The organism is Hymenobacter siberiensis, assembly GCF_018967865.2.
Lineage (GTDB): Bacteria > Bacteroidota > Bacteroidia > Cytophagales > Hymenobacteraceae > Hymenobacter > Hymenobacter siberiensis.
The window spans coordinates 1,465,123-1,487,654 of record NZ_JAHLZY020000001.1 but is presented as its reverse complement, the minus strand read 5'-3'; the positions used below and the strand labels follow the sequence as shown (position 1 = coordinate 1,487,654).

The following is a 22,532-nucleotide window of genomic DNA, read 5'->3' as shown; positions in this document are numbered from 1 at the left end:
GTTTAGTTGCTCTATTTGCGCACGTGGTGAAACTGGTAGACACGCCATCTTGAGGGGGTGGTGCCTTCGGGTGTGGGAGTTCGAATCTCCCCGCGCGCACGCAAACAAGAAGAGCCCGCTGCAAGCAATTGCAGCGGGCTCTTTGCTATAGTGCGAAGCGGTGCTTCGCGCCCCAGTTGCTGTTTCACGGCTGCGAAGCACTGCTTCGCACTACTGCTGCTGCTCAAACGGGTTGCCGGGCTTCACCAGCACCACCCGCTCACGCTCAACTACCACCTGGCCGGGCAATGCGCCTTTGGGCTTGCGCACAAATTTCTTGGGCGTGACCGTGACCGGGCACAGCGTGTCGTGCTGGCGGCGCGAGTACCAGCCGGCCAGCATAGCGGCGTGCTCCACCACGGGCTCGGGCACGGGCTGCCCCGCCCGGTGCCGGATAACGACGTGCGAGCCCGTTACGTCCTTGGCGTGCAGCCAGAGGTCATCCTTGTGGGCGTATTTCTGGGTGAGCAGGTCGTTGTTCGCGGCGTTGCGGCCCACCAGAATGGTGAAGCCCCGGTCCTCAAACACCTTGAAGGGCAGCTCCGTGGCCGCTTTGGCGGCCGTGGGCGTGGGGTCGAGGCCGTGCTGCTTGCGCCAGGTACGCAGGCCGCGCAGCTCGGCCAGGGCCGGCTGGGTGTCCATGTCTTCGAGGCGCTCCAGGGCCGAGAGGGCTTCGGCCTCGCGGCGGGCAATGCGCTCGGTGAGCTGGCGCTCTTCAATTTGCTGGTTTTTACCCTTACGGTAGAGGTTTTCGGCGGTAAACTGGGGCTTCTCGGTGCGCTTAAGCTTGATGAGCCGGGGCAGGTTAGTGTAAAAGTCAATCACCTCAATCTGCGTGGCTCCGGCCGGAATGGCGTGCAGGTTGGCCATTATTAGGTCGGCGGTGTGGCGATAGCCAGCTTCGTGGGCCAGAGCGTAGAGGCGCTGGCGGGCATGGGCGGCGGCGGTATCGGCTTCGGCGGCGCGGCGCTCCAGCAGCTGGCGCAGCTGTTTGGTTTCCGTTTCGAGGGCGCGGCGGCCCAGGGCCATGGGCACGAAGCGGCGCAGGGCGGCCACGGGGTCGGTACCGGCAAAGGTTTCCAGCACCTCCCCTAGCGGCAGCAGGCTGAGGCGCGTGCGGCCGTCGAGCTGAATGAGGTAGTAATGGGCGGGCTTTTCGAGCTGAGCCAGCACCTGGTTTACTTGCCGGGTTTTGGTTTCGGGCGAAGCCAAGTCATAGCCGTTTTCGCGCAGGTAGCGCAGGGGCAGGTCGGCCAGCGGCGGCGGAAGTTTCTGGACCGCAGATTTAACGGGTTTGTCGGATTGCGCCGATTCGGATGAATTTGGGGTTTCGGATGGGGGCGGCGTAGTTTGGGCCTGCGGGCGCAGGTCGGCATCGGCCAGCAGCTTTTGGTGGAAAAGCTGGGCCTTGCTATCGGGCGCAGCGCGGAAAATGGCGTTCGGGCGCGGGCCGTAGAGCTTGAACACGAGCCGGCCCCCGCTGCGGAAATTGAGTTGCACCACCCGGTCCTGGGGCCAGGCGGCCACGGTTTCGACCTGCTCGCCCAGCATATCCGGGAACAAATCGACGGAATTGGCGCGGGCGCGCTGGAAGGTTTCGGGCAGGGCCAGGGCGGGGAAATTAGCCCCCAGCTGCGCCTTTAGCCAGAACTCGGCCGTGCCGTTGGTAAGGCCGATTACCAGCTCGTCTTTTTCCTGGGTGAAGCATACGGCCACGCGGTAGCCCCGCAGCCGCTCGGTGAGGGCGGGGGCCAGTTGGCGCAGAAAATAGTAGTTGGTGTGCACGGGGCCGCTTAAATCCGGGGCTGGTCGTGGCGCGTCAGGTCGTGCTCGACGGCCCCGGTATGCCGGGTAGCCTGGGGCTCCATGAGCATTATCCAGGTTTCCTCACTGGCATGGGGCCGGTGTTCAATGCCACGCGGCACAATCAGCATTTCGCCGGTATTGATGGTGGCTGTATGGTCTCGGAACTCGATGTGCAGCTGCCCTTTCACTACATAAAACAACTCATCCTCGGCTTCATGGCTGTGCCAGATGAATTCACCCTGCACCTTGGCCAGCTTCACCTGCTGCCCGTTCAAATCGGCCACTACACGCGGGTGCCAATGGTCGCTAAATTGACCAAATTTCTCTTCAAGATTAATAACTTTCATCGCAAGCTGAGTATAAGTTGGAGACAAATAGGGCTATGATTACCAGACGGCTCGCCGTAATTACCTACCAAGTGCAAGCATAGCGGTTATTTCACACCGCCACTTTCAACCCATCATACGCCAGCCGAATCCAGGGCGGCAGTTCGGCTTCTACCTCGCGGTGTAGGCCCAGCTGGTGGCTAATGTGGGTGAGGTAGGCGCGTTTGGGCGCGGCCTCTTCGAGCACGGCCACGGCCTGGGCCAGGGTGAAGTGCGAGATGTGCTCCTCGCGGCGCAGGGCGTTGAGAACGATGACGTCGGCATCGCGGAGCTGGGCACGGGTTTCGGGGCCGAGGTGGTTGGCATCCGTCAGGTAGCAGAAGCCGCCGATGCGGAAGCCCAGCACCGGCAGACGGTGGTGCATGGCCCGCAGCGGCAGTACGGGCACACCCAGCACGTCGAACGGCACGTCGTCGCGCTCGATGGGGTGCAGCACCACGCGGGGCACGCCGGGGTACTTGTGCTCGGCAAAAATGTAGGCAAACTCCTGCCGGAGCTGCTGGAGCACGCGGGGCTCGGCAAAAACCGGCATATCGGTTTTCTGCCGGAAGTTGAAGGCCCGGATGTCGTCGAGGCCGGCGGTGTGGTCTTTATGCTCGTGGGTGAAGAGCAGGGCGTCGAGGTGCATGATGCGGGCGCGCAGCATCTGCTGGCGGAAATCGGGGCCGGAATCGACCACGAAGCTGCGGCCGTCCACTTCCAAGTGCACGGACACGCGCAGGCGCTGGTCGCGGTGGTCGAGCGAGCGGCACACTTCGCAGGTGCAGCCAATCATTGGCACGCCGGAGGACGTACCCGTACCTAAGAATGTTACGGTCATTAAGTTGAGTTAAGAGTTATGAGTAAAGAGTTATGAGTTTGGGTGGTCAATCCTGAGTGGTCATCAACCGGAATCTCCGTTGCCAACTCCTAACTTTTAACTCATAACTCTTAACTCCCTTAGCCCACGTACTGCTTCACCACGCGCACCAGGGCGTCGAAATCGAGCGGCTTGGGCAGGTAGTCGGTCACGCCGGCCTCGCGGAACTGGTCCATCGAGTAGTTGTTGGCGTTGCCGGTGATGGCGATGATGGGCAGCTTGTTAATTTTGGGGTCGGCGTGGGCGCGAATTTCGCGGGTGCACTGCATGCCGTCCTTCACCGGAATGTTGATGTCCATCAGCACACAATCCACCTGGTTGCTTTCCAGCTGCTTCAGTACTTCGCCGCCGTTTTTAGCCAGCACGATTTTATACTTCTGCAATTCCAGAATTTTGCGGGTGAGATTGAGAATTACCGAGCTGTCCTCAGCAATTAGAATGGTTTTGGATGCGGGTTCGGCGGACATTTTCGAAGGGTTTTGGGTTGGGTTCATAGGGTAGAGCAGATAAGAGATTTACCGCGCTCAGGCGGCAGAAGGGTTAGCAGCGCGCTCGACTGCGCCGGGATATTCGGCAACGAGCTGCGCAAAGTAATGTTCCAAAAGTTGAAACCCCACGGCACCTTCGTCCAGACGCTCCTCTTTGAACTGATGCTCAAGGTGCCGGGCCTGCGCGGCCAGGGCCACCCCGCCGAGGGTAGAGGCCGTGCCCTTGAGCTGGTGCAGCATGGGCAGAAGCTCGCGGAAGTTGGCTTCGGCCACCAGGAGCGCGGCGTCGCGCAGCAAATCGCCGGCTTCCTGCTCAAACTCCTGGTAGAGGTCGGACGCAAATTCGGCCCCGCCCAGCTCTATCAGCTGGTGCAGAATAGTGGTGTCGAGCGTAGGCTCCTGGGGCTTGGCCGCGACTGGCGCGGGTAGCGGAGCGGGGGCGGTACCATTGTTCTGGGGGGCGGCCACTGCCGGCAGCAGGGCGGGCGTGGCCCGCGGCCGCAGCCAGCGGTGCAGTACTTCGTAGAGGTGGCGGCTTTTCACGGGCTTGCCCACGTAGTCGTCGAGGCCCTGGCTCATGAAGCGGCCGGCGTCTTCCTGCATCGAGTAGGCCGTCATGGCTACCACGGGCGGGCAGGCGGCCCCCAGCAAGCGCCGGATTTCGGCGGTGGCGGCTACTCCATCCATGTCCGGCATCTGAATGTCCATGAAAATGATGTTGTAGCCGATGCCCGGCGTGCTGACCAGCCCAATGGCCTCGGGGCCGCTGCCGGCAATGGTCACGTCGCAGCCCAGCTTGGTGAGCAGGCGCTGGCCCACCTTCTGGTTGATGGCGTTATCGTCAACGAGCAGCACCTGCGGGGCGGCCTCAAAGGGCTGGAACGCGGCCTCGCGCACCGGGGCTATGGTGGGCGGGTCGACGTGGTGGGCCTCGCGGGCGCTGATGGTGAACCAGAACACGCTGCCCTCGCCCTCGTCCGACAGCACCCCGATTTCGCCGCCCAGCAGCTCGGCCAGCTGCCGGCTGATGCTCAGGCCCAGGCCCGTGCCGCCGTAGGCCTTGCTGGGCGTGGTGTCGAGCTGGGTGAAGTTGGTGAAGAGCAGGCTGGCATTGTCGCTCGAAATACCGATGCCCGAATCCTGCACCGCAAAGCGCAGGGTATGCAGCTCGCCGTCGGTGCTCACGCTGCTCACCACGATGGCCACGGTGCCCTCGTTGGTGAATTTGATGGCGTTGGCCACCAGGTTGGACAGGATTTGGAGCAGGCGCACCTCGTCGGTTATCACGTAGCGCGGGGTGTGCGGCGTGATATAGTAGGTGAAGCGGATGTGCTTCTGCTCGGCCCGGTAGATGAACAGGGCGCGGATGCGCTCCATCACGGCCTGCAGCTCGATGGGCATTTCGTGAATCTGGAGCTTGCCGGCCTGGATTTTTGACAAGTCCAGGATATCGTTGAGGATGGTGAGCAACGCGTCGGAGCTCTTACGCAGCGTGTCCACGTAGTCAACCTGCTCGTCGGTTTCCACCGTCTGGTCGAGCAGGTCAATCATGCCGATAATGCCGTTCATGGGCGTGCGCAGCTCGTGGCTCATGTTGGCCAGGAACTGGGTTTTGGCCTCCAGGGCGGCTTCAGCCTCGTCTTTGGCGTGGCGCAGGTCGTCCTGCATCTGCTTAATTTCGGTTACGTCACGGGCAATGCCCTGGGTGCCCACCAGACCCTCGCTCACAATGCGCGCATTCACGAGCATGCTCACCGGGTAGCCGTCCTTGTGCCGAAGCTGGGTTTCGAAGTTGCGCAGGCCGCCGCTGCGCTCCACCTCCTCGTTGCCCCGGAGCCGGTCGGAAGGGTCCACGTAAAAGTCTCCCACGGCTTTGCCCAGCACTTCTTCGGGCTCGTAGCCCAGCACGTCGCGCACCGAGGGGCTGACAATGGTGAGCAGGCCCTCTTCGTCGGTGCGGTAGTAGATGTCCTGAAACGACTCGAAGATGGAGCGGAACTTCTCCTCCTGCCCTTCCAGGGCCAGCTGGGCGCGCTTCTGCTCGGTGATGTCGTGGGCAATGGCCGAAATTTCCTCAAACGAGCCGTCGCCCAGGTAAATCGGGTTCAGGTAGATATCGGTCCACACGTCGTAGCCGCGGGCATCGCGCAGGCGCATCTCAAAGCGCTGGGCCTGGCCATTGGCGGCCGCGTCGTAGTGCGCCACGAAGGTGTCGCGCTCATTGGCGGGCATATTCTCCAGGTCGGACTTCCACAGGTTGAGGCCGCGCACCGGGTAAATACCGTTGCGCCGCAGGAACAGGGCCGCGTAGTTGCGGTTGAAGTTCATGAGGTTGGCGCGGGTATCCACCGTCCACATCACGTGCGAGCCACTCTCAAAAATGGCATTCAGCCGGGCCGTTTGCTTGCCAATCTGCTCCTCGTTGCGCTTGCGCTCAATGGCCAGCGCCACCTGGTTGGAGATAAAATGGAGCACGTCGAGGTCGCCGGGCGTGTAGGCATCGGCGCGGCTGTAGTCCTGCACGGCCAGCACCCCGATAATGCGGTCGCCGATGCTCAGCGGTGAGGCCAGCATTACCTCCGGGGCCTGCCCGAAGGCCGTGACAACCCCGCTGCGCACCAACTGCTGGTAGTCGGTGTGGGTGAGGTAGCGCGGCTGCCCGCCGGCAATGATGTACTCCGACACACCCGCCGAAAACGGCCGCGTGCCCTGCGCCCGGGCCTGCGGGTGCTGGTCGACGTGGTACACGAACTGCAGCTGCGTGCGGGCATCGTCGCAGAGGGCGATGAACAGGTTGCTGGTTTCGATAATCTTGCTCAGCTCGCGGTGAATGGCCCCGTAGAGGCTGGGCAAGTCCTTGGCCGAAATGGCCAGGTTGGCAATGCTGTAGTAGACTTTTTGCAGGCGCTCGGCCTTGATGCGGTCGGTAATGTCGTGCAGAATGGCGCGGCTGCTCACCGGCTGGCCTTCCTCGCGCACCACGTTCATGCTCCCAATGAGGTGCACGGGCTTGCCCTGACTGGTCAGAAACACGGTTTCCACCTTGTTCACCGGCTCGCCGTCGTAGAGGTTGCGGAGCTGGTAGAGCAGCTTGGCCTTGTAGTAGGGGTGCACCACGTCGGCCAGGGTGCGGGTGGCCAGCTCGGCATCGGTGTAGCCCAGCTTTTCCTTCCAGGCCTTGTTCACAAACAGGAAGCCGTTGTCGGCCCCGAGGTGCTGCACCAGGTCCTGGGCATTATCGAGGAAGTCCTGCAGGTGCGTGCTGTCGCCGGCCAGGGCCGGGCTCACCACGCTGTGGCTGGCAACTTCGTGCCCGGCCAGCCACATGCCGGTAATGCGCCCGGCGGCATCGTGCGTGAAGCCGACCTGCCAGGTCAGGTAGCGCAGTTGGCCCGTGCGCGTCAGTACCGACCGCTCGTACTTAGCATCTAAAACCTGATTATCAATACATTCTAAAAATTCGCGGCGCCGCGACTCGCGCTCGGCCGGCGGGGAAAACAGCTGGTGGTAGAGCTGCCCCAGCACCTTATCGCGGGTATAGCCCGTGAGGGCCAGCAGGGCCTCATTTACGTCGATGATAGTGCCCTTCAAATCGGCCAGCAGGTACATCTGGCCAAGCTGGTCGAGCAGCGCCGCCAGGGGCGGTGCCACGGGGCGGGTAGTGGAAGTAGCCGAAAAAGAAGCCATAAATGACACGTACTACCGGTTGATATTTCCGGCTAAGATAGCCACCGCGCTGCGAGGCGGCGGTGTAAATTTGACCAAAATAAAATAACCCCAGCCGTGCCCGCACGGCCAGCCCTTGCCCCACTCCCCCATTGCCGCTCCCAACCAAGCCGCTACTTTTCACCGTCACCACCGATTTGTGCTTCGACCAGCGCATGCAGCGCATCTGTGGTAGCCTGGCCGCCGCCGGCTACCGGGTGCAGCTAGTGGGCTGGCAGCGGCCTACTTCGCCCCCGCTCACGCCGCAGCCCTACCACCAGCACCGGCTGCAGGGCTGGTTTCAAAAGGGAAAGTTTTTTTACCTTGAATACAACCTGCGGCTGTTTTTTTACCTGCTGGGCCAGCGCGCCGCTGCCTGGTGCGCCTGCGACCTCGACACGGCGCTGCCCATGTGGCTGCGCGCCCGGCTGGGCGGCCAGCCCTTCGTGTACGATGCCCACGAGCTATTTACGGAAGTGCCCGAGGTGGTGGCCCGGCCCGCCGTGCAGCGCCTCTGGCGCTGGGTCGAGGGCTTCATCGTGCCGCGCACCCGGCTGGCCTACACCGTGGGCCCGGCCCTGGCGCGGGTGTTTGAGCAGCGCTACGGCCGGTCCTTCGCCGTGGTGCGCAACGTGAGCCGCCTGCGCACCGACGAGATGCTGCCGCCCACGCCCACTGCCGCGCCGCCCAGCGGCTACATCCTCTACCAAGGCGCGCTGAACGTGGGCCGGGGCCTGGAAAGTCTGATTGATGCAATGCCACAGGTGGCGGGCCGGCTGGTGATTTGCGGCGAAGGTGACCTTTCGGCCGCCCTGCGTGGGCGGGCCGAGCGGCTGGGGCTGCTGGTTTCCGGCAAGGTTGAATTTCGCGGCTTCGTGCTGCCGGGGGCGCTGCGCGAAGTCACGCGGCACGCGGCCGTGGGAATTATGCTGCTGGAAAATATCGGCCTGAGCTACTACTATTCGCTGGCCAATAAATTCTTCGACTACGTGCACGCCGGCATCCCGCAGGTGCTCATCGACTTCCCCGAGTACCGCGCCCTCAACGACCAGTTCGACATGGCCGAGCTGGTGAGCGACCTGGAACCCGCTACATTGGCCGCCGCCCTCAACCGCCTGCTGCGCGACGAGCCCGCCCGCTACCAGCACCTGGCCGAAAACTGCCGCCGCGCCGCCCCCCAGCTCAGCTGGCAGCACGAAGAACAAGTGCTGCTGAAACTGTTTGCTGGTTTGTTTCTTTAGAGGCTTTTTGAGTTAGCGGGTGAATGGTGTAGAGACGCATCTTTGCGTCTCGTAGGTGAATGATTTCAGCCACACGGCGCGGACGATGAGACGCAAAGATGCGTCTCTACACCGTTCCAGCAGCACAATAGATTTAAACCAGACGTATTCTTAGCTTCGTTTTGCATGAAAAAACTTTTTCCCTCGCTGCTGCTCGGCGGCGCTTGCTTTGTGGCCGGGGCCTTTGTGGCCCGTCCCACTGCCCCCGATGAAATTACGGTACCCATTCTGCGCGCCGCGCAGCAGGTTTTCGGGTTGAATTTCAACGACGCCCAGCTCGATTCGACCCGCCGCAACCTCACGGGCTACCGCGACAGCTACGAAGCCCTGCGCAAAATCCCGCTGCCAAACAGCGTGGCACCATCCGTAGTATTCGACCCGCGCCCGCTGCGGATGCGGCAGGCGCAGTTGGCCGCCGCCACCACCAACGCCGGCAAGCTGCCCGAAACCGCCAAGGTAAAGCTGCCCGCCAACCGCGACGACCTGGCCTTTTACACCGTACGGCAGCTGAGCGAGCTGCTGCGCACCCGGCAGGTCACGTCCGAGGAGCTGACCACTTTCTTCCTGGCCCGCCTCAAGAAGTACGACCCGCGCCTGCACTGCGTCATCACCCTCACCGAGGACCTGGCCCTGCAACAGGCCCGGCAGGCCGACCAGGAAATTAAAGCCGGCAAATACCGCGGGCCGCTGCACGGCATTCCCTTCGGGGTGAAGGATTTGTTTAGTGCCAAGGGCTACAAAACCACCTGGGGCTCGGTGCCTTACAAAGACCAAACCCTGGACGAGGACGCGGCCGTGGTGGAGCGCCTGCGGGCCGCTGGAGCCGTGCTGTGCGCCAAGCTCACGCTGGGCGAGCTGGCCCAGGGCGACGTGTGGTTTGGCGAGAAAACCCGCACGCCCTGGGACGTGACCAAGGGCTCCAGCGGGTCGTCGGCGGGCTCGGCCTCGGCGGTGGCGGCGGGGCTGCTGCCGTTTGCCATAGGCACCGAAACACTGGGCTCCATCATTAGCCCCAGCACGGCCTGCGGCGTAACTGGCCTGCGCCCCACCTACGGCCGCGTGAGCCGCGCCGGGGCCATGGCTCTGAGCTGGACCATGGATAAAGCCGGCCCCCTCACCCGCTCGGCCGAGGACTGCGCCATTGTGCTGGCCGCCCTGTGCGCAGCCGGCCCCGATGCCCGCGACCCCGCCACTATGCTGGCCCCCAACCGCTTCCAGTACGCCTTCGGCACCAATATCAAAAAGCTGCGCGTCGGCTACCTCAAGGCCGCGTTCGACCAGAACTACCCCACAAAGGCCAACGACCAGGCCACCCTCGACGTGCTGCGCAAGCTGGGCGTGGAGCTGGTGCCGCTGGAGCTGCCGGCCATCTCGCCCGGCGCGCTACGCTTCGTGCTCACGGCCGAGGGCGCGGCGGCGTTCGACGACCTCACCCGCTCGGGCCGCGACGGCCAGATGGTGCTCCAGAACCGTTCGGCCTGGCCCAACGGCTTCCGCTCGGCCCGCTTCATTCCGGCCGTGGAATACCTGCAGGCCCAGCGCGTGCGCAGCCTGCTTATTGAGCAGATGGACGCCCAACTCAAGGGCTTCGACTGCTACATCGCGCCCTCGTTCAGCGCCAACCTCGTGCTCACCAACCTCACCGGCCAGCCCGCCATCGCCCTGCCCAACGGCTTCACGGCCGCTGGCCTGCCCACCACTATCACCTTCATGGGCCAGCTTTACGAAGAAGGCACCCTGCTGGCCCTTGCCAAGGCCTACCAGGACGCCACCGATTTCGACGAAAAGCACCCGCCAATGCCATAAGCCATTAGTCCGGTTGCCCTGCCTCCACGGCCGCTTTTTGTACGGAAGACGGCGCTGAGGGATACATTGCCGGCTTAACGGGTGGCACTACGCGCCGAAATCATTGTTTTGTGGCTACTTGCCCTGATTTGGGACTGAAAGCATTTGGTTTTGTTAGTCTATTACTAGACGCTTGCTGATTTGCTGATTGTTTGCTGTTAATAGTAGTAGGTATAGGCCCGATGTACTCTACCCTACGATTTTCACAAGGCATTGCTTCACATATAGTTAAGCAGGGGATAGCTGCTGGCCCAGGTTACCGGGCATAAAAACGGGGTGGGCCGACCTTTGCAGTTCCAACACCTCAAAGCCCTTCCCACCCCGTGAAGCAACGCCTCATCGCCAAAATTACGACCGTTTTACAGCACGTGCCCCTGGTGGGCCACCTCTCGCGGCAAAAGTTCATCGCCCAGTTCGTTATTGGCTTGATAAAGAGCCGCAACGTGCCGTTTTGCGAGGTGGCCCAGCACCTCAACGACGCGGCCAAACCGGCCTCGAATGAGACCCGGATTCAACATTTTTTCCGCCTCGTGACCCTGGACTATCTCGTGCTGGCACAGCTCTTTATCCGCCTGTTGCCGGCCACCGGCAAGCTGCGGCTGTGCACGGAATGGGATTTCGGCCGGTGTCAGGTCAATATTCTGCTCGTCACCGTGGGCCAGGGCGCGTTTCACGTACCGTTGTACGGGGAACTGCTCGACAACCGCAGCGGCAACTCCAACGCCGCCCAGCGCATCGCCCTGCTCGAGGTCTGCCTGGCCTTGCTCGGCCGCGCGCATATCGGCCTGGTCGTGGGCGACCGTGAGTTGGTGGGCCATGTATGGCTCAAGTGACTCAAGGACAACGGCCTGAACTTCGTCATACGCCTGCCTAAACACCATTTGCTGACCGACGCGCACGGCCACCGCCCCGCCATTGCCGACCTGGGGCTGGCCGAGGGGGAGCACCGGCGCTTTGCCCAGCGCCAGGTGGATGGGGTGTGGGGGCAGGTGTGGGTCAAGGCGCTGGCCGGCGGCAAGTTTCTTTTTCTCTTTGGCACCTCGGGCTTGCAGCAGTTGGGCCAGCGCTACACCAAGCGCTGGACCATCGAGCAGTGCTTTCAGAATCTGAAAGGCCGGGGCTTCCACTTGGAAAACAGCCACTTGGCCTGCCACCACAAGCTGCGCAAGCTCCTGGCCCTGGTCAGTCTGGCCTACGCCTTTTGTCTGGCCGTGGGGCAGGCCGCAGACCGACGCCAGCCCATCGCCCGCAAAAAACACGGGTACCGGGCCACGAGCCTGAGCCGCCACGGCTTGGACATCGTGCGCCAACTCACCCGTCCGACGACGGGCGCACAAACAACAGCCAATCAGTTAGCTGAACGGTTGTTGGACTGGATTATCAGGCAAGTATTTTATTATCAAATACTTGCCTGATAATCATAGGGTAGAGCAAACCACTTGAATACTTAATGAGCAAATAAATACTTATTTGCAAAAATCAGGGCCGAGCCTGGGAACAGTTTCTGGACAGTATTTCCGGGTAAGCGCTGCACCGGGTGCGCCAGGTGGTAATTTGCGTTTAATTACCTGACGAAATCCCCCGTTGCTCCGGCCTATGAAGATTTTTCTGCTGCTGGTCTTGTTAAGTTGCCGGTTGATACTGAGCGCGCAGCCCACGCCGCCGGCCACCCAGTACACCAACGCGCAGGCCCGCTACCAGCTGGCGTATGCGCGGGGCTGGGTGCCGCCCCGGGCGGTGGGCGGGCCGGTGGCCACGTTCACGGCCGGCGCGCCCGCTGGGGGCGCAACGGTAAAAGTCAGCCAACAGGCCCTGCCCGATGACCGGCGCGACCTGCGGCTGCTGGGCGCAGGCCGGCCCGATTCGGTGTGGCAGCGCATTCAGCGGCTGCACCGCGTGCAGGTACTGCGCCTCGACCAGCACAGCGACGGCCCCACCGATGAGATTGACTATGAATATACTTACGCCCCAGCGGCCCCTGCCACACGCACGCACGTAGTGGGCCGGCAGCTGTGGCGCGGCGGCTACGAGTTTCGGGTAGAGTACCGGGCCGCCACCGCACAGGACGGCCGCTATCTGGCCGAAGGCCGGCAGCTGGTCAAGTCGTTTGCCTTTACCAACTCGCCCTGGCCCAGCCGCCGCTACGCCGACCAGATTTGCGACGGCAAGATGTACGGCATCGCCGCCCTGCGCTTTCACGACGGGCAATGGGAAGATGACTGCCGCACCATTCACGAGTTTTCAACGGCCAACCCCACGGCCACGCCCAGAGCGCACCGCCTGGTGCTGCCGTTTCAGTCCTACGCCCTGGCCAAGGGGTTCGATAACTGCCTGTATTCCGTTACCAAAGCCCCCACCAACGCCCCCGAGCGCGTATATCGCTACGACCCCGCCGCCCGGCGCGGGGCCTACACCGACTGGCAGCTGCCCGCCCAAGGCCCCGAGAACGTTTGGATATCTGCCGCCACCGACGACCACGGCGACCTGTATTTCATGACTTCCGACGCCAACCAGCTGGTGCGCGTGAGCCCCCACGAGGGCCGCGTGAGCGTGGTGTGGGCCGCCGACCCCATCCGCAAAGCCCCGTATTATTCGCTCATCGGGTTTGCCAGCGCGGGCACGCACGGCAACTTCTGCCTCGACGATGCCAGCACCATGTACATGGTGTACAGCACCGATGGCTCGCTGCTGAAAGTGAATATGAATACCAAACAGCCGTCGCCCGAGCGCATTATGCTCGATGGCCTGCCCGTGCGCGGCGGCTACAGCGACCTGCTGATGCAGAACGACGCCGCCGGCCGCCGCCGCATGTACCTAGCCGGACCGCACGGACTTTATCAGGTTGACCTGGCGCGCCGCCAGGCCACCCGCGTGCGCGGCGGCACCTACACCGACCTGGCCGGCTGCAACCTGTTTGGTGTGGTGCCACCCGCCCCGGCCGTGCCGCCACCCACGCCCACCACCGCCACCTGGGAAGGCCGCGTACTGGATGCCACCACCTCGCTACCCCTGCCGCAGGCCCAGCTGCGCCTCGACCGCGATGAGGCGGGCACGGCCGTGCTGCTGTCGGTACGGGGCAGCTTCACCTACACTACTGCGCCGGGCCGCAGCTACCAATACCACGCCCAGCACCCCGGCTATTTCCCCGCCGATAGCACCTGGGCCGCTGCTCCCGGTCCGCTGGTGCGCGACATCCTGCTCCGGCCGCTGGCCGTGGGGGCCACCCAGCAGCTGGCCACTGTGCAGTTTGAGCAGGGCAAAGCAGCCCTGTTGCCCTCGTCGGCCACCGCGCTCAACAAGCTGGTGCTGCTCATGATTGACAACCCCAGCCTCACCATCGAGCTGCGCGGCCACACCGATAACGTGGGGCCGCCCGAAAAAAACGTAGTGCTCAGCCAGCAGCGCGTGGCCGCCGTGAAAGCCTACCTCGCCGACCATGGCGTGGCAGGCACCCGCATCACCGGCCTGGGCCTGGGCGGGGCCGAGCCCATTGCCAGCAACGAGCAGGAAGCCACCCGCCGCCTCAACCGCCGCGTCGAATTTCGCATCGTGGGGCTGTAATCATTAATTGAAGCTGTTTAGAAAGTACTCAAACGGTCATGCAGCGCGCAGCGCTGCATGACCGTTCGGGGACCTTTTGTGACTTTCTAAACAACTCCATTGCCTGTCATCCTGAGCTTGCGAAAGATGATAGCTGTTTGCCCATCCACCCGTTCACCCCATGCTCCCTCCCGAAATCCTCGCCCAGCTGGCCCCTACTGCCGCCGACCCGCGCCCCGTGCTGCTCACCATTGCCGGCCCCACAGCCGTGGGCAAAACGGCCCTGTGCGTGCAGCTGGCGCAGCAGTTTCACACCGAAATTGTGTCGGCCGACTCGCGCCAGTTTTTCCGCGAGCTCAGCATTGGCACGGCCAAGCCCACGCACACCGAAATGCAGGGTGTACCCCATCATTTCATCGACAGCCACAGCATCACGGAGGATTACAGCGCCGGCCGCTTCGCCACCGAGTGCCTGGCCGTACTCGGCAACTTGTTCCAAAAACACCCGCTCGTCATCTTCACCGGCGGCTCGGGGCTCTATGTGCAGGCCGTGACCGATGGGCTGGATGAGCTGCCCGGCGTGCCGCCCGAGGTGCGCGCCCAGCTCCACGCCGAGCTGGCCGCCCACGGCCTCCCCCACCTTGTGGCCGAGTTGGCCGAAACCGACCCCGTGGCCCACGCCCGCATCGACCAGCAAAACCCCCAGCGCGTGGTGCGCGCCCTGGAAATCACCCGTGCTACGGGCCGGCCGTTTTCCAGCTTCCACACCGCCGGCCCGCCGCCCGAAAACCCGCTCTTTCGCAACGTGAAAGTGGCGCTCACCCGCGAGCGGGAAGCGCTCTACCAGCGCATCAACCTGCGTGTGGAGCACATGCTGGCCGCCGGCCTACTGGCCGAAGTAAAATCGGTGCTCCCCTACCGCCACCACCACGCCCTGCAAACCGTGGGCTACCAGGAAATTTTCGGTTTTCTGGATGGGGATTATGACTGGCCCGAAGCCGTGCGCCTGCTCCAACGCAACACCCGCCACTACGCCAAGCGCCAAATGAGCTGGCTGCGGCGCGACCCGGCGTATCAGTGGGTAGAAATGTAACGCGAAGCGGCAGCTTCGCGGACGAGCGCAGCGAGTATGCAGTTCAAACGCTGAACACTCACTTCGTTCGTCCGCGAAGCTGCCGCTTCGCGCTTCGCGCTACACACTATACGCTCAGAATCTCCACCATCCGCATAAAGCTCTGGTTGATGATTTTTTTCTTGTTAATAGTATCCGTGAACGGCGTATAAACCAGCTTCTTATCCACAATACCGGCCATTACGTTGCGCATGCCGTTCATGAGGCCTTCCACGGCGGCGATGCCGATTTGGGAGCCCAGCAGGCGGTCGGCGGCCGTGGGTGAGCCGCCGCGCTGAATGTGGCCGATAACCGTGACGCGGGTATCGAGCTGCGGGATGGCTTCCTTCACGCGGGCAGCCGTGGTGGTGGCATTGCCTTCTTCCTCGCCCTCGGCCACAATGACGATAAACGAGGTTTTGGAGCGCTTCCAACCCGTCTGCAGGGTTTCAATCACCACATCCACGCTCATTTGCGTTTCCGGAATCATCACGATTTCGGCCCCGCCGCCAATGGCGCACGGAATGGCGATGTAGCCCGAATCGCGGCCCATCACCTCCACAAAGAAGCACCGGTCGTGCGAGTCGGCCGTATCCCGGATTTTATCGATGCACTCCAGCGCCGTATTCACGGCCGTGTCGTAACCAATGGTGTAGTCCGTGCCGTATAGGTCGTTGTCGATGGTGCCCGGTGCGCCCACCGTGGGGATGCCGAACTCCTCCTCAAAAATCATAGCCCCAGTGAAGGTACCGTTGCCGCCAATGGCTACCAAGCCTTCAATGCCGTTGTTCACCAGCTGGTCGAAAGCCTGCTGGCGGCCTTCCTTGGTCATAAATTTCTGGCTGCGGGCCGATTTCAGAATGGTACCGCCCTTCTGCACCGTGTTGGACACCGAGGCCGAATCGAGACGCACGAACTCGCCCTTAATCATGCCACTGTAGCCCCGCATAATGCCGTATATCTCAATGCCGTGGTACGTAGCCGTGCGCACCACGGCCCGGATGGCGGCATTCATGCCCGGCGAATCGCCCCCACTTGTGAAAACTGCTATTCTCTTCATCTGAACTGTCATAAATGCAGCAGGGCGCGCAAATGGCACCCAAAGCGCGCAAAGTTGGTGAAATGAATGCAAACCCTCAACCCAAGCGTAGAAATTGGCGTTATGGAAACGATTGTAATTTCACTTAGCAGAATAATAAATTGACAACAATAAGCCGATTTTACGTGTATCTTACGCCTGAAGTCGCAGTTTCGTTTCCAAAATCATCTCCCACTTCTTACTTCCCACGTTTATGTTCGGTTTTTTCGAAAATGAGCAGGCCAAAAAAATCAAGAGCCACCTGTTGAATCTCGCGGCACTGGCTAAAGCCGACGGCCATATCGATGCCCGGGAGATGAATTTCATCCTGGCGGTAGGCAAGAAGAACGGCATCAGCTCGTCGGAAGTGCAGGCGTTGGTGTCGGGTGCCAAAGGCAGCAGCAATGACCTGCCTACCACCGATTCGGAGCGTTTCGACCAGATTTTTGACCTCGTGGATATGATGCTGGCCGATGGCATCGTGGACGATACCGAGATGGACTTCTGCATCATGATGGCCGAGAAGCTGGGCTTCCGCAAGGCCATTGTGGGCGTGCTGGTGCGCAAGATTTCGCAGGGCGTGAAAGATGGCCTGCCCCAGGAGCGCATCAAGGAAGAAAGCACTTCTTTTCTGAATTACAACGAATTACCCCGGCCCAACGTGGTGGTGTAGTTGGTGAACTAGTGAAGTGGTGAGCTTGATGTTTGAGCAGCGCGATTTGCGCAGGCAGAACACCAAACTCACCACTTCACTAGTTCACCAACTCACCATTTCACCAACTCACTATTTCACCACCGCATCGACGGCCCGCAGCAGCGCGGCGCAGGCTTCGTCAATCTCCGCGTCGCTGATGGTGAGCGGCGGGGCCAAGCGCAACGAGTTATCGCAGAACAGGAACCAGTCGGTGAGGATGCTTTCGTACTCCAGGGCGTAGTCGATGATGGGCTTGAGCACGGCGAAGGAATCGAATTCCACGGCTATGAGCAGGCCGCAGCCGCGCACGTCCCGAATGGCCGGGTGCCGCAGCTGCTCCCGGAACCGTGCCGCCTTGGCGGCCACGCCTTCGGCCAGCTTTTCGTCCTGCATCACTTGCAGGGTGGCCAGGGCGGCCGCGCAGCTCACCGGGTGCCCACCAAAGGTGGTACAATGCCCCAGAATGGGGTTAGTTTTGAAGCCCGACATAATTTCGGTGCTTGAAATGAAGGCCCCGATGGGCATGCCGCCGCCCATGCCCTTGGCGCACACTAATATATCGGGCTCGATGCCAAATTGCTCGAAGGCCCACATGGTACCGGTACGGCCGTAGCCGCACTGAATTTCGTCGAGGATGAGCAGGGCGCCCACTTCCCGGCAGCGGCGGCGCAGCGCCGGCAGGTAATAGAGGGAGGGCACGCGCACGCCGGCCTCGCCCTGCACGGTTTCGATGATGACGGCGGCCGTGCGCTCGGTAATCAGCATCAGGTCGGCAAAGTCGTTGTGGCGGATGTGGCGCACGTCGGGCAGCAGCGGCCGGAAGCTGTTTTTGAAGTCTTCGGAGCCAGTGATGGACAGCGCGCCGTGCGTGGAGCCGTGGTAGGCATTGAGGCAGGAAATGAGCTCGGTGCGGCCGGTGTGGCGCTTGGCCAGCTTCAGCGCACCCTCAATGGCCTCGGTGCCGGAATTGGTGAAAAACACCGAATCCAGGTGCGCGGGCAGGGTTTGGTGGATGGCCTCGGCCAGTTGCGCGGGCACGGCCTGCACCAGCTCGCCGTACACCATCAGGTGCAGGTACTTATCGAGCTGGGCCTGAATGCCGGCCAGCACGCGCGGGTGGCGGTGGCCCACGTTGCTCACGCCAATGCCCGAAATAAGGTCGAGGTAGCGGCGGCCGTCGGGGCCGTACATGTACACGCCTTCGGCCCGCTCAATTTCCAGCAGCAGCGGGAAATCGGAGGTTTGGGCCTGGTGGCGCAGGAATAATTGGCGGGGTGTCAGGACCACGGATTTATCGGATTTAAGCGGATTGGGACGTATTCTTTGTGGTTCGGTGCGGGTGGATGCGCAAGTAGGTTGAACGTCATGCTGAGCGCAACCGAAGCACCTCTACCGCAATGAGTAATTCATTTACTAATGCGGTAGAGATGCTTCGGCTGCGCTCAGCATGACGGGCAAGGGCTCCTTACCTAACCAGCTAAACCCGGTTTCGATTATTCCACAAAAATAAAGAGGCCGCTGCGGGGGCAGCGGCCTCTTGGCATAGCTCAGAAAGAAAAAGAATCTAGTTGGTGTCAATGGCGGGCGGGCCACCCGCCCCGGCCACCCGCTTGATGACTTCCTTGGTGAAATCGCGCTCGGCCTGGAATAGCTGGGCCACCTGGCGCAGCGAAACTGCCTTTTGAAATTTCTCGAAGTACTCCTTTTCCAGGTTCAATTCCTGCTGGCGCATGGCGAAGGCCTGGTTGAAATTGTCGCGGATTTCGGGGTCAGTCATGCCGTCGGTCACGTCGCGGCGCAACAGGCGGCCACTGCGGTTGAGCTCGCGGCGGCGAGTCGAAAACTCGTTGTAAAGCGGCCAGAATTTCTGGGCCTGGTCCTGCGTGAGGGACACGCGGTTGGTGATAAAGGCAATTTTGGCATTTTCGAGCTGGCCCAAACGCTGGCCCTTGCGGCCGCCACCCAAGCCGCCCTGGGCATGCGCGGCAGGTGCCACGGCCAGCAGTAATGCTGCCAGACTCAATAACCGAAACGTGGATGATAAAATGGACATGATAGCAAAGTGGTAATTCAGGGATTTATAGATACGTAGCGTCTTCGGAAGGTTGCGCGTCCAGGGCATCGTTCAGCTCGTCTTCCGAAGCGTGCAGGAAACCGTTGGCCAAACCGGGGTTGGCGGCCGTGAGGATGGCCAGGTCGGAGTTTTCGACGCGGGCCCCGCTCGTGAGCAGGTAGCCCACCAGTTCGGTACGGGGCACGGCATCGAGCGAGGCAGTGCTGGCAGTGGCCGGCACCAGCGGCGGCGTACCGCTCAGGAAAAACGAAGCCGCAAAGCCGCCCAGTACGGCCACCGAGGCCAAACTGGTGCGCAAAGCCGGCGACAGAAAAGCCAACCAGCGCCAGCCGGCAGCCGCCTCGCGGGCCTCCGCCTGGGGCAGCCGGGCCATTATCTGCATCGGAAGGTGGTCGAAGTAACCAGCGGGCGGCTCGCTCAGCAGCGGGCGGGGCCGCCGAGGGTGCGCATCTAGCTTGAAAGTAGGTTTCATGTTGGTTGGATGAGGAACAGGGGGCGGCGTTTAATTCCGCGAATAAAAAATTGTGCTGGGGCCGGGCTATTCGTCAGTGTTGCGGGTCACGTAGTCCTCCACTTTTTTCACGGCGTGGTGGTAGCTGGCTTTGAGCGCGCCCACGCTGGTGCCGGTTACCTCGGCCATTTGCTCGTAGGGCATCTCGTCGTAGTAGCGCAGGTTGAATACGAGGCGCTGCTTGTCGGGCAGGCGCAGAATGGCTTGCTGGAGCTTCAGCTCAATGGCATCGCCGGCCATGGCGGGGTCGGCTTCCATTTTGGCGGCCAGCTCAGCTCCCACATCCGTGAGCGGCAGCAGGAACTTGCGCCGCTTGCTGCTCAGGAAATTCAGGCACTCGTTGGTGGCAATGCGGTAAATCCAGGTGAAAAGCTGGGCATCCTGTCGGAAGTTCTCGAGGTGCTTCCAGACCTTAATGAATACGTCCTGGGTGAGGTCGTCGGCATCGTCGTGGTCCACCACCATTTTGCGCACGTGCCAGTACACCTTGCTCTGGTACTTGCGCACGAGCTGGTTGAACGCCAGGTTGCGGCTGGCGGGGTCCTGGAACTTGAGGAGGATTTCGTGGTCTTCCAAGCGGGGAGGCCGGGGCGTGGGCGGTGAAGTGGCGGTTGGAGGGCAAAGTAAGCGCCGCGTTTAATGAAGCCGCATAAAAAGGGGGCGCATTACCGGCTCAACGGCAACAGGCTAATCAAACTTCCTGACGTTCTTGCCTCTGCAAGCAGCATACTCCGCTTAATGCATCAACTTTATGCGCGGCCTCAACAAAGTAACCCTCATCGGCAACCTGGGTAAAGACCCCGAAATACAAGTACTGGAAGGCAACGTGCCCGTGGCCAAATTTTCGCTGGCTACTTCCGAAACGTACCGCGACAAAAGTGGCCAGACCCACACCAACACCGACTGGCACACCATTGTCCTGTGGCGGGGGCTCGCCGAGTTGGCCCAGGCCTACCTGCGCAAGGGCAGCCTGGTGTATATCGAAGGAAAACTGAAAACCCGCCACTACGACGACCCCGCCGGCCTACGCCACTACGTGACCGAAATAATTGGCGAACAGGTACTGATGTTGGACAAAAAGCCCGGCGACCAGTAGCGCAAACTTCCATCATCCGCCTGCTACCTATGAAAGCTGCTGTTTCACTCCGCCTCCGTCCCTCGCGCACCGAGTTTCTGGTGTTCTTCCCCTTCTCCAATGAGCCGACGCGGACCGCCCTGCTCGCCGCCGGCGTTCGCTACGAGCCCGCCGCCAAAGGCTACGTGCTGCCTGCCGATGCCGCGCTGGTGGCGCGGGTACGGGCCGCCTGCCAGCACCTGGGCCTGGTGCTGCTGGTGCCGCCCACACCGGCGCTGGCCGTGGCGCTGCCCCCGCCCACCCCGCACGAGGTGCTGCTTTCGCGCTACTGCCAGTTCATCGCCCTCAAACGCTACAGCCCCAACACCCTCAAAAATTACCGTAGCGCGTTTCAACTTTTCCTGGCTTATTGCGGCCCACGGCTGCCGCTGGCCCTCAGCAAACAGGATGTGCTCGACTATCTGGCCGGGCGCGTAGCGGCAGGCATTTCCGAAACGTACCAAAACCTGCTCATCAACGCCATCAAGTTTTACTACGAGCAGGTGGAGGGCCAGCCCCGGCAGTACTACAGCATTCCGCGCCCCAAAAGGCCCCAGACCAACCCCAAAGTGCTGGCCCAGGAAGAAGTAAAGGCTCTGCTGCAAGGCACCGAAAACCGCAAGCACCGCGCCATGCTCATGCTGGCTTATGGCCTGGGCCTGCGCTTAGGTGAAGTGCTGGCCCTCACGCCCGCCGACATCGACAGCAAGCGCATGGCACTGTACGTGCGCGGCGGAAAAGGCAAAAAAGACCGCGACCTCCCGCTTCCCGAATCCTTGCTGCTCCTGCTCCGCGAACAGTTCCGGGAATTTCGCCCTATCACGTTTATCTTCGAAGGCCAGCACCCCGGCGAGCCCTACAGCGAGCGCAGCCTGCAAATGGTAGTGAAGCAGGCCGCCAGCCGGGCCGGCATCCAGCGCCCCATTTCGCTGCATATGCTGCGCCACTCCTATGCCACCCACCTCATGGAAGCCGGCACCGACACGCGCATCATCCAGGATTTGCTGGGCCACAGCAGCATAAAAACCACCGAAATCTATACCCATGTCGCTCAACGCGCCCGCCCGCCCTCTCCGCTCGACAGCTTGGGATTATAGCCGGCGAGTTGCGTATAGCACGCTGGTTTAGCCAGTTTCCCGCAAGTTACTTGCGCACTAAGGTCAGATTGACGCAACTTGCCAATACTGCGGGTTGCGGCAATCGTAATGTTGTGTGCCATTTTTAAACAAACATTTCGTGGACAAAAAAGCTAAGGATATTTTATTTAAAACCTATTGGACTTCTGGAGGCTGGATAGATGATGGCGATAGAAAGACTAAACCTAATGACTTTGATTATGCAAAATCGAAAGGTGTTATGTTTGACCCATTTTCAATTAGCAAATCAGAACTTGTTGCAAGACTTACGAAACTTCTAAACAAGATTTCAAAAGAGGACATTTCAAATGCCTTTTTATGTAGTTTAAGAACAAAGCAATTTGAGTTACGCTCGGCAATTGCCAGCTATGCAAATGCTTTGAGAATTATTAATGGCGATAAAAGTGACAGTTGGGATTTGCAAGATGAGTATGTTGACGAAGATTTAAATGTCTTGAATTTTGAGAGAATAAAATGGGGTGGAGTTAGGCACCGTCAAGCGCTTTACAATTACTTTGACTTGAATCTTTTCTCCCAACTTGAAATTGACATACCTATTGAAGAAGACTTAATAATTTTCGGAAAAATATTAAGGACAGTAGAACAATCCGCAGATGGTGACTATCCAAGCAAACTACGTGATAGATTAAAAGACGTTTATAAATCATCAAAAGATGAAAGAAGTAGCCTTCTGGAAATTCTAGCTTGCTGTAAAATATTAAACCCGACGAGTTATGACAGACCGACAACCGGGAGACATGACTGGGATTTTGTAGAGTATTGGCGTGGAGAAGATAAGTACGACTCGAAGGCTGTTTACTTTTATTTTAAACGTCTCTTTTGACAGACCAAAACGGCACACAACA

20 protein-coding genes and 1 tRNA gene are annotated in these 22,532 nt (G+C 61.0%); 11 read left to right on the top strand and 10 right to left on the bottom strand.

The features are described from left to right. Nucleotides 1-17: 17 nt before the first annotated feature. Nucleotides 18-99: transfer RNA gene (locus tag KQ659_RS06630), tRNA-Leu, on the top strand. 111 nt (nucleotides 100-210) lie between these two features. Here the strand turns inward: KQ659_RS06630 and KQ659_RS06625 are convergent. The 5 genes from KQ659_RS06625 to KQ659_RS06605 form a co-directional block, all read right to left on the bottom strand. Continuing rightward, entirely contained in the window at nucleotides 211-1,824 is a 1,614-nt protein-coding gene (locus KQ659_RS06625; protein WP_216689558.1) for an NFACT RNA binding domain-containing protein, read from the bottom strand. Nucleotides 1,825-1,832: 8 nt separating this feature from the next. Further along, nucleotides 1,833-2,192, bottom strand: a complete 360-nt coding sequence (locus KQ659_RS06620; protein WP_216689560.1) for a cupin domain-containing protein — start codon at nucleotides 2,190-2,192, stop codon at nucleotides 1,833-1,835. Between the two features lie 91 nt (nucleotides 2,193-2,283). After that, the gene (locus tag KQ659_RS06615) at nucleotides 2,284-3,051 is read right to left on the bottom strand and encodes an MBL fold metallo-hydrolase (protein ID WP_216689562.1); all 768 of its coding nucleotides are present in this window, start codon (nucleotides 3,049-3,051) and stop codon (nucleotides 2,284-2,286) included. Nucleotides 3,052-3,170: 119 nt separating this feature from the next. After that, a complete protein-coding gene (locus tag KQ659_RS06610) occupies nucleotides 3,171-3,557 on the bottom strand; it encodes a response regulator (RefSeq protein WP_216689564.1) in 387 nt (128 codons plus the stop codon). Nucleotides 3,558-3,614: 57 nt separating this feature from the next. After that, complete coding sequence (locus KQ659_RS06605) at nucleotides 3,615-7,265, bottom strand: PAS domain S-box protein (RefSeq protein ID WP_216689566.1); 3,651 nt, start codon at nucleotides 7,263-7,265, stop codon at nucleotides 3,615-3,617. Nucleotides 7,266-7,396: 131 nt separating this feature from the next. On the opposite strand from KQ659_RS06605, the gene KQ659_RS06600 reads away from it, so the two are divergent. The 6 genes from KQ659_RS06600 (at nucleotide 7,397) to miaA (ending at nucleotide 15,041) form a co-directional block, all read left to right on the top strand. Then, nucleotides 7,397-8,524: a glycosyltransferase gene (locus tag KQ659_RS06600; protein ID WP_216689568.1), complete on the top strand. Its 1,128-nt coding sequence runs from the start codon at nucleotides 7,397-7,399 to the stop codon at nucleotides 8,522-8,524. Nucleotides 8,525-8,689: 165 nt separating this feature from the next. Next, nucleotides 8,690-10,369 carry an amidase gene (locus KQ659_RS06595; protein WP_216689570.1) on the top strand — a complete coding sequence of 560 codons (1,680 nt, stop codon included), beginning with the start codon at nucleotides 8,690-8,692 and terminating at the stop codon, nucleotides 10,367-10,369. A 362-nt stretch (nucleotides 10,370-10,731) separates the two neighbouring features. Further along, a complete protein-coding gene (locus KQ659_RS06590) occupies nucleotides 10,732-11,241 on the top strand; it encodes a hypothetical protein (RefSeq protein WP_216689571.1) in 510 nt (169 codons plus the stop codon). A 48-nt stretch (nucleotides 11,242-11,289) separates the two neighbouring features. Further along, nucleotides 11,290-11,823, top strand: a complete 534-nt coding sequence (locus KQ659_RS06585; RefSeq protein WP_216689572.1) for a transposase — start codon at nucleotides 11,290-11,292, stop codon at nucleotides 11,821-11,823. 181 nt (nucleotides 11,824-12,004) lie between these two features. Then, the gene (locus KQ659_RS06580) at nucleotides 12,005-13,969 is read left to right on the top strand and encodes an OmpA family protein (RefSeq protein ID WP_216689573.1); all 1,965 of its coding nucleotides are present in this window, start codon (nucleotides 12,005-12,007) and stop codon (nucleotides 13,967-13,969) included. Nucleotides 13,970-14,129: 160 nt separating this feature from the next. Continuing rightward, nucleotides 14,130-15,041 carry a tRNA (adenosine(37)-N6)-dimethylallyltransferase MiaA gene (gene miaA / locus KQ659_RS06575; RefSeq protein ID WP_216689575.1) on the top strand — a complete coding sequence of 304 codons (912 nt, stop codon included), beginning with the start codon at nucleotides 14,130-14,132 and terminating at the stop codon, nucleotides 15,039-15,041. A 106-nt stretch (nucleotides 15,042-15,147) separates the two neighbouring features. Here the strand turns inward: miaA and pfkA are convergent, their stop codons facing one another. Continuing rightward, nucleotides 15,148-16,119, bottom strand: a complete 972-nt coding sequence (pfkA, locus tag KQ659_RS06570) for a 6-phosphofructokinase (protein WP_216689577.1) — start codon at nucleotides 16,117-16,119, stop codon at nucleotides 15,148-15,150. 232 nt (nucleotides 16,120-16,351) lie between these two features. On the opposite strand from pfkA, the gene KQ659_RS06565 reads away from it, so the two are divergent. Then, nucleotides 16,352-16,810: a tellurite resistance TerB family protein gene (locus KQ659_RS06565; protein WP_216689578.1), complete on the top strand. Its 459-nt coding sequence runs from the start codon at nucleotides 16,352-16,354 to the stop codon at nucleotides 16,808-16,810. Nucleotides 16,811-16,921: 111 nt separating this feature from the next. Here KQ659_RS06565 and KQ659_RS06560 read toward each other — a convergent pair whose 3' ends face one another. From KQ659_RS06560 to KQ659_RS06545, 4 genes are all read right to left on the bottom strand, one after another. Further along, nucleotides 16,922-18,112 (bottom strand): aspartate aminotransferase family protein, encoded by a 1,191-nt coding sequence (locus KQ659_RS06560; RefSeq protein WP_216690736.1) that lies wholly within the window; start codon nucleotides 18,110-18,112, stop codon nucleotides 16,922-16,924. A 283-nt stretch (nucleotides 18,113-18,395) separates the two neighbouring features. Continuing rightward, a complete protein-coding gene (locus tag KQ659_RS06555; protein WP_216689580.1) occupies nucleotides 18,396-18,884 on the bottom strand; it encodes a hypothetical protein in 489 nt (162 codons plus the stop codon). 25 nt (nucleotides 18,885-18,909) lie between these two features. After that, entirely contained in the window at nucleotides 18,910-19,377 is a 468-nt protein-coding gene (locus tag KQ659_RS06550; protein WP_216689582.1) for a hypothetical protein, read from the bottom strand. A 66-nt stretch (nucleotides 19,378-19,443) separates the two neighbouring features. Continuing rightward, on the bottom strand, nucleotides 19,444-19,992 hold the full coding sequence (locus tag KQ659_RS06545) for an RNA polymerase sigma factor (RefSeq protein ID WP_216689584.1): 549 nt from the start codon (nucleotides 19,990-19,992) through the stop codon (nucleotides 19,444-19,446). Nucleotides 19,993-20,167: 175 nt separating this feature from the next. On the opposite strand from KQ659_RS06545, the gene KQ659_RS06540 reads away from it, so the two are divergent. From KQ659_RS06540 to KQ659_RS06530, 3 genes are all read left to right on the top strand, one after another. Continuing rightward, complete coding sequence (locus tag KQ659_RS06540; protein WP_216689585.1) at nucleotides 20,168-20,512, top strand: single-stranded DNA-binding protein; 345 nt, start codon at nucleotides 20,168-20,170, stop codon at nucleotides 20,510-20,512. A gap of 29 nt (nucleotides 20,513-20,541) precedes the next feature. Further along, nucleotides 20,542-21,627 carry a tyrosine-type recombinase/integrase gene (locus KQ659_RS06535; RefSeq protein ID WP_216689586.1) on the top strand — a complete coding sequence of 362 codons (1,086 nt, stop codon included), beginning with the start codon at nucleotides 20,542-20,544 and terminating at the stop codon, nucleotides 21,625-21,627. Between the two features lie 139 nt (nucleotides 21,628-21,766). Then, on the top strand, nucleotides 21,767-22,510 hold the full coding sequence (locus KQ659_RS06530) for a PIN domain-containing protein (protein ID WP_216689587.1): 744 nt from the start codon (nucleotides 21,767-21,769) through the stop codon (nucleotides 22,508-22,510). The last annotated feature ends 22 nt before the right edge of the window (nucleotides 22,511-22,532 follow it).

Coding starts and splice junctions, on each gene's coding strand:
- KQ659_RS06620 (WP_216689560.1), bottom strand. CDS start 2,192: ATGAAAGTTATTAATCTTGAAGAGAAATTTGGTCAATTTAGCGACCAT.
- KQ659_RS06615 (WP_216689562.1), bottom strand. CDS start 3,051: ATGACCGTAACATTCTTAGGTACGGGTACGTCCTCCGGCGTGCCAATG.
- KQ659_RS06610 (WP_216689564.1), bottom strand. CDS start 3,557: ATGTCCGCCGAACCCGCATCCAAAACCATTCTAATTGCTGAGGACAGC.
- KQ659_RS06605 (WP_216689566.1), bottom strand. CDS start 7,265: ATGGCTTCTTTTTCGGCTACTTCCACTACCCGCCCCGTGGCACCGCCC.
- KQ659_RS06595 (WP_216689570.1), top strand. CDS start 8,690: ATGAAAAAACTTTTTCCCTCGCTGCTGCTCGGCGGCGCTTGCTTTGTG.
- KQ659_RS06580 (WP_216689573.1), top strand. CDS start 12,005: ATGAAGATTTTTCTGCTGCTGGTCTTGTTAAGTTGCCGGTTGATACTG.
- miaA (WP_216689575.1), top strand. CDS start 14,130: ATGCTCCCTCCCGAAATCCTCGCCCAGCTGGCCCCTACTGCCGCCGAC.
- pfkA (WP_216689577.1), bottom strand. CDS start 16,119: ATGAAGAGAATAGCAGTTTTCACAAGTGGGGGCGATTCGCCGGGCATG.
- KQ659_RS06565 (WP_216689578.1), top strand. CDS start 16,352: ATGTTCGGTTTTTTCGAAAATGAGCAGGCCAAAAAAATCAAGAGCCAC.
- KQ659_RS06555 (WP_216689580.1), bottom strand. CDS start 18,884: ATGTCCATTTTATCATCCACGTTTCGGTTATTGAGTCTGGCAGCATTA.
- KQ659_RS06550 (WP_216689582.1), bottom strand. CDS start 19,377: ATGAAACCTACTTTCAAGCTAGATGCGCACCCTCGGCGGCCCCGCCCG.
- KQ659_RS06540 (WP_216689585.1), top strand. CDS start 20,168: ATGCGCGGCCTCAACAAAGTAACCCTCATCGGCAACCTGGGTAAAGAC.
- KQ659_RS06535 (WP_216689586.1), top strand. CDS start 20,542: ATGAAAGCTGCTGTTTCACTCCGCCTCCGTCCCTCGCGCACCGAGTTT.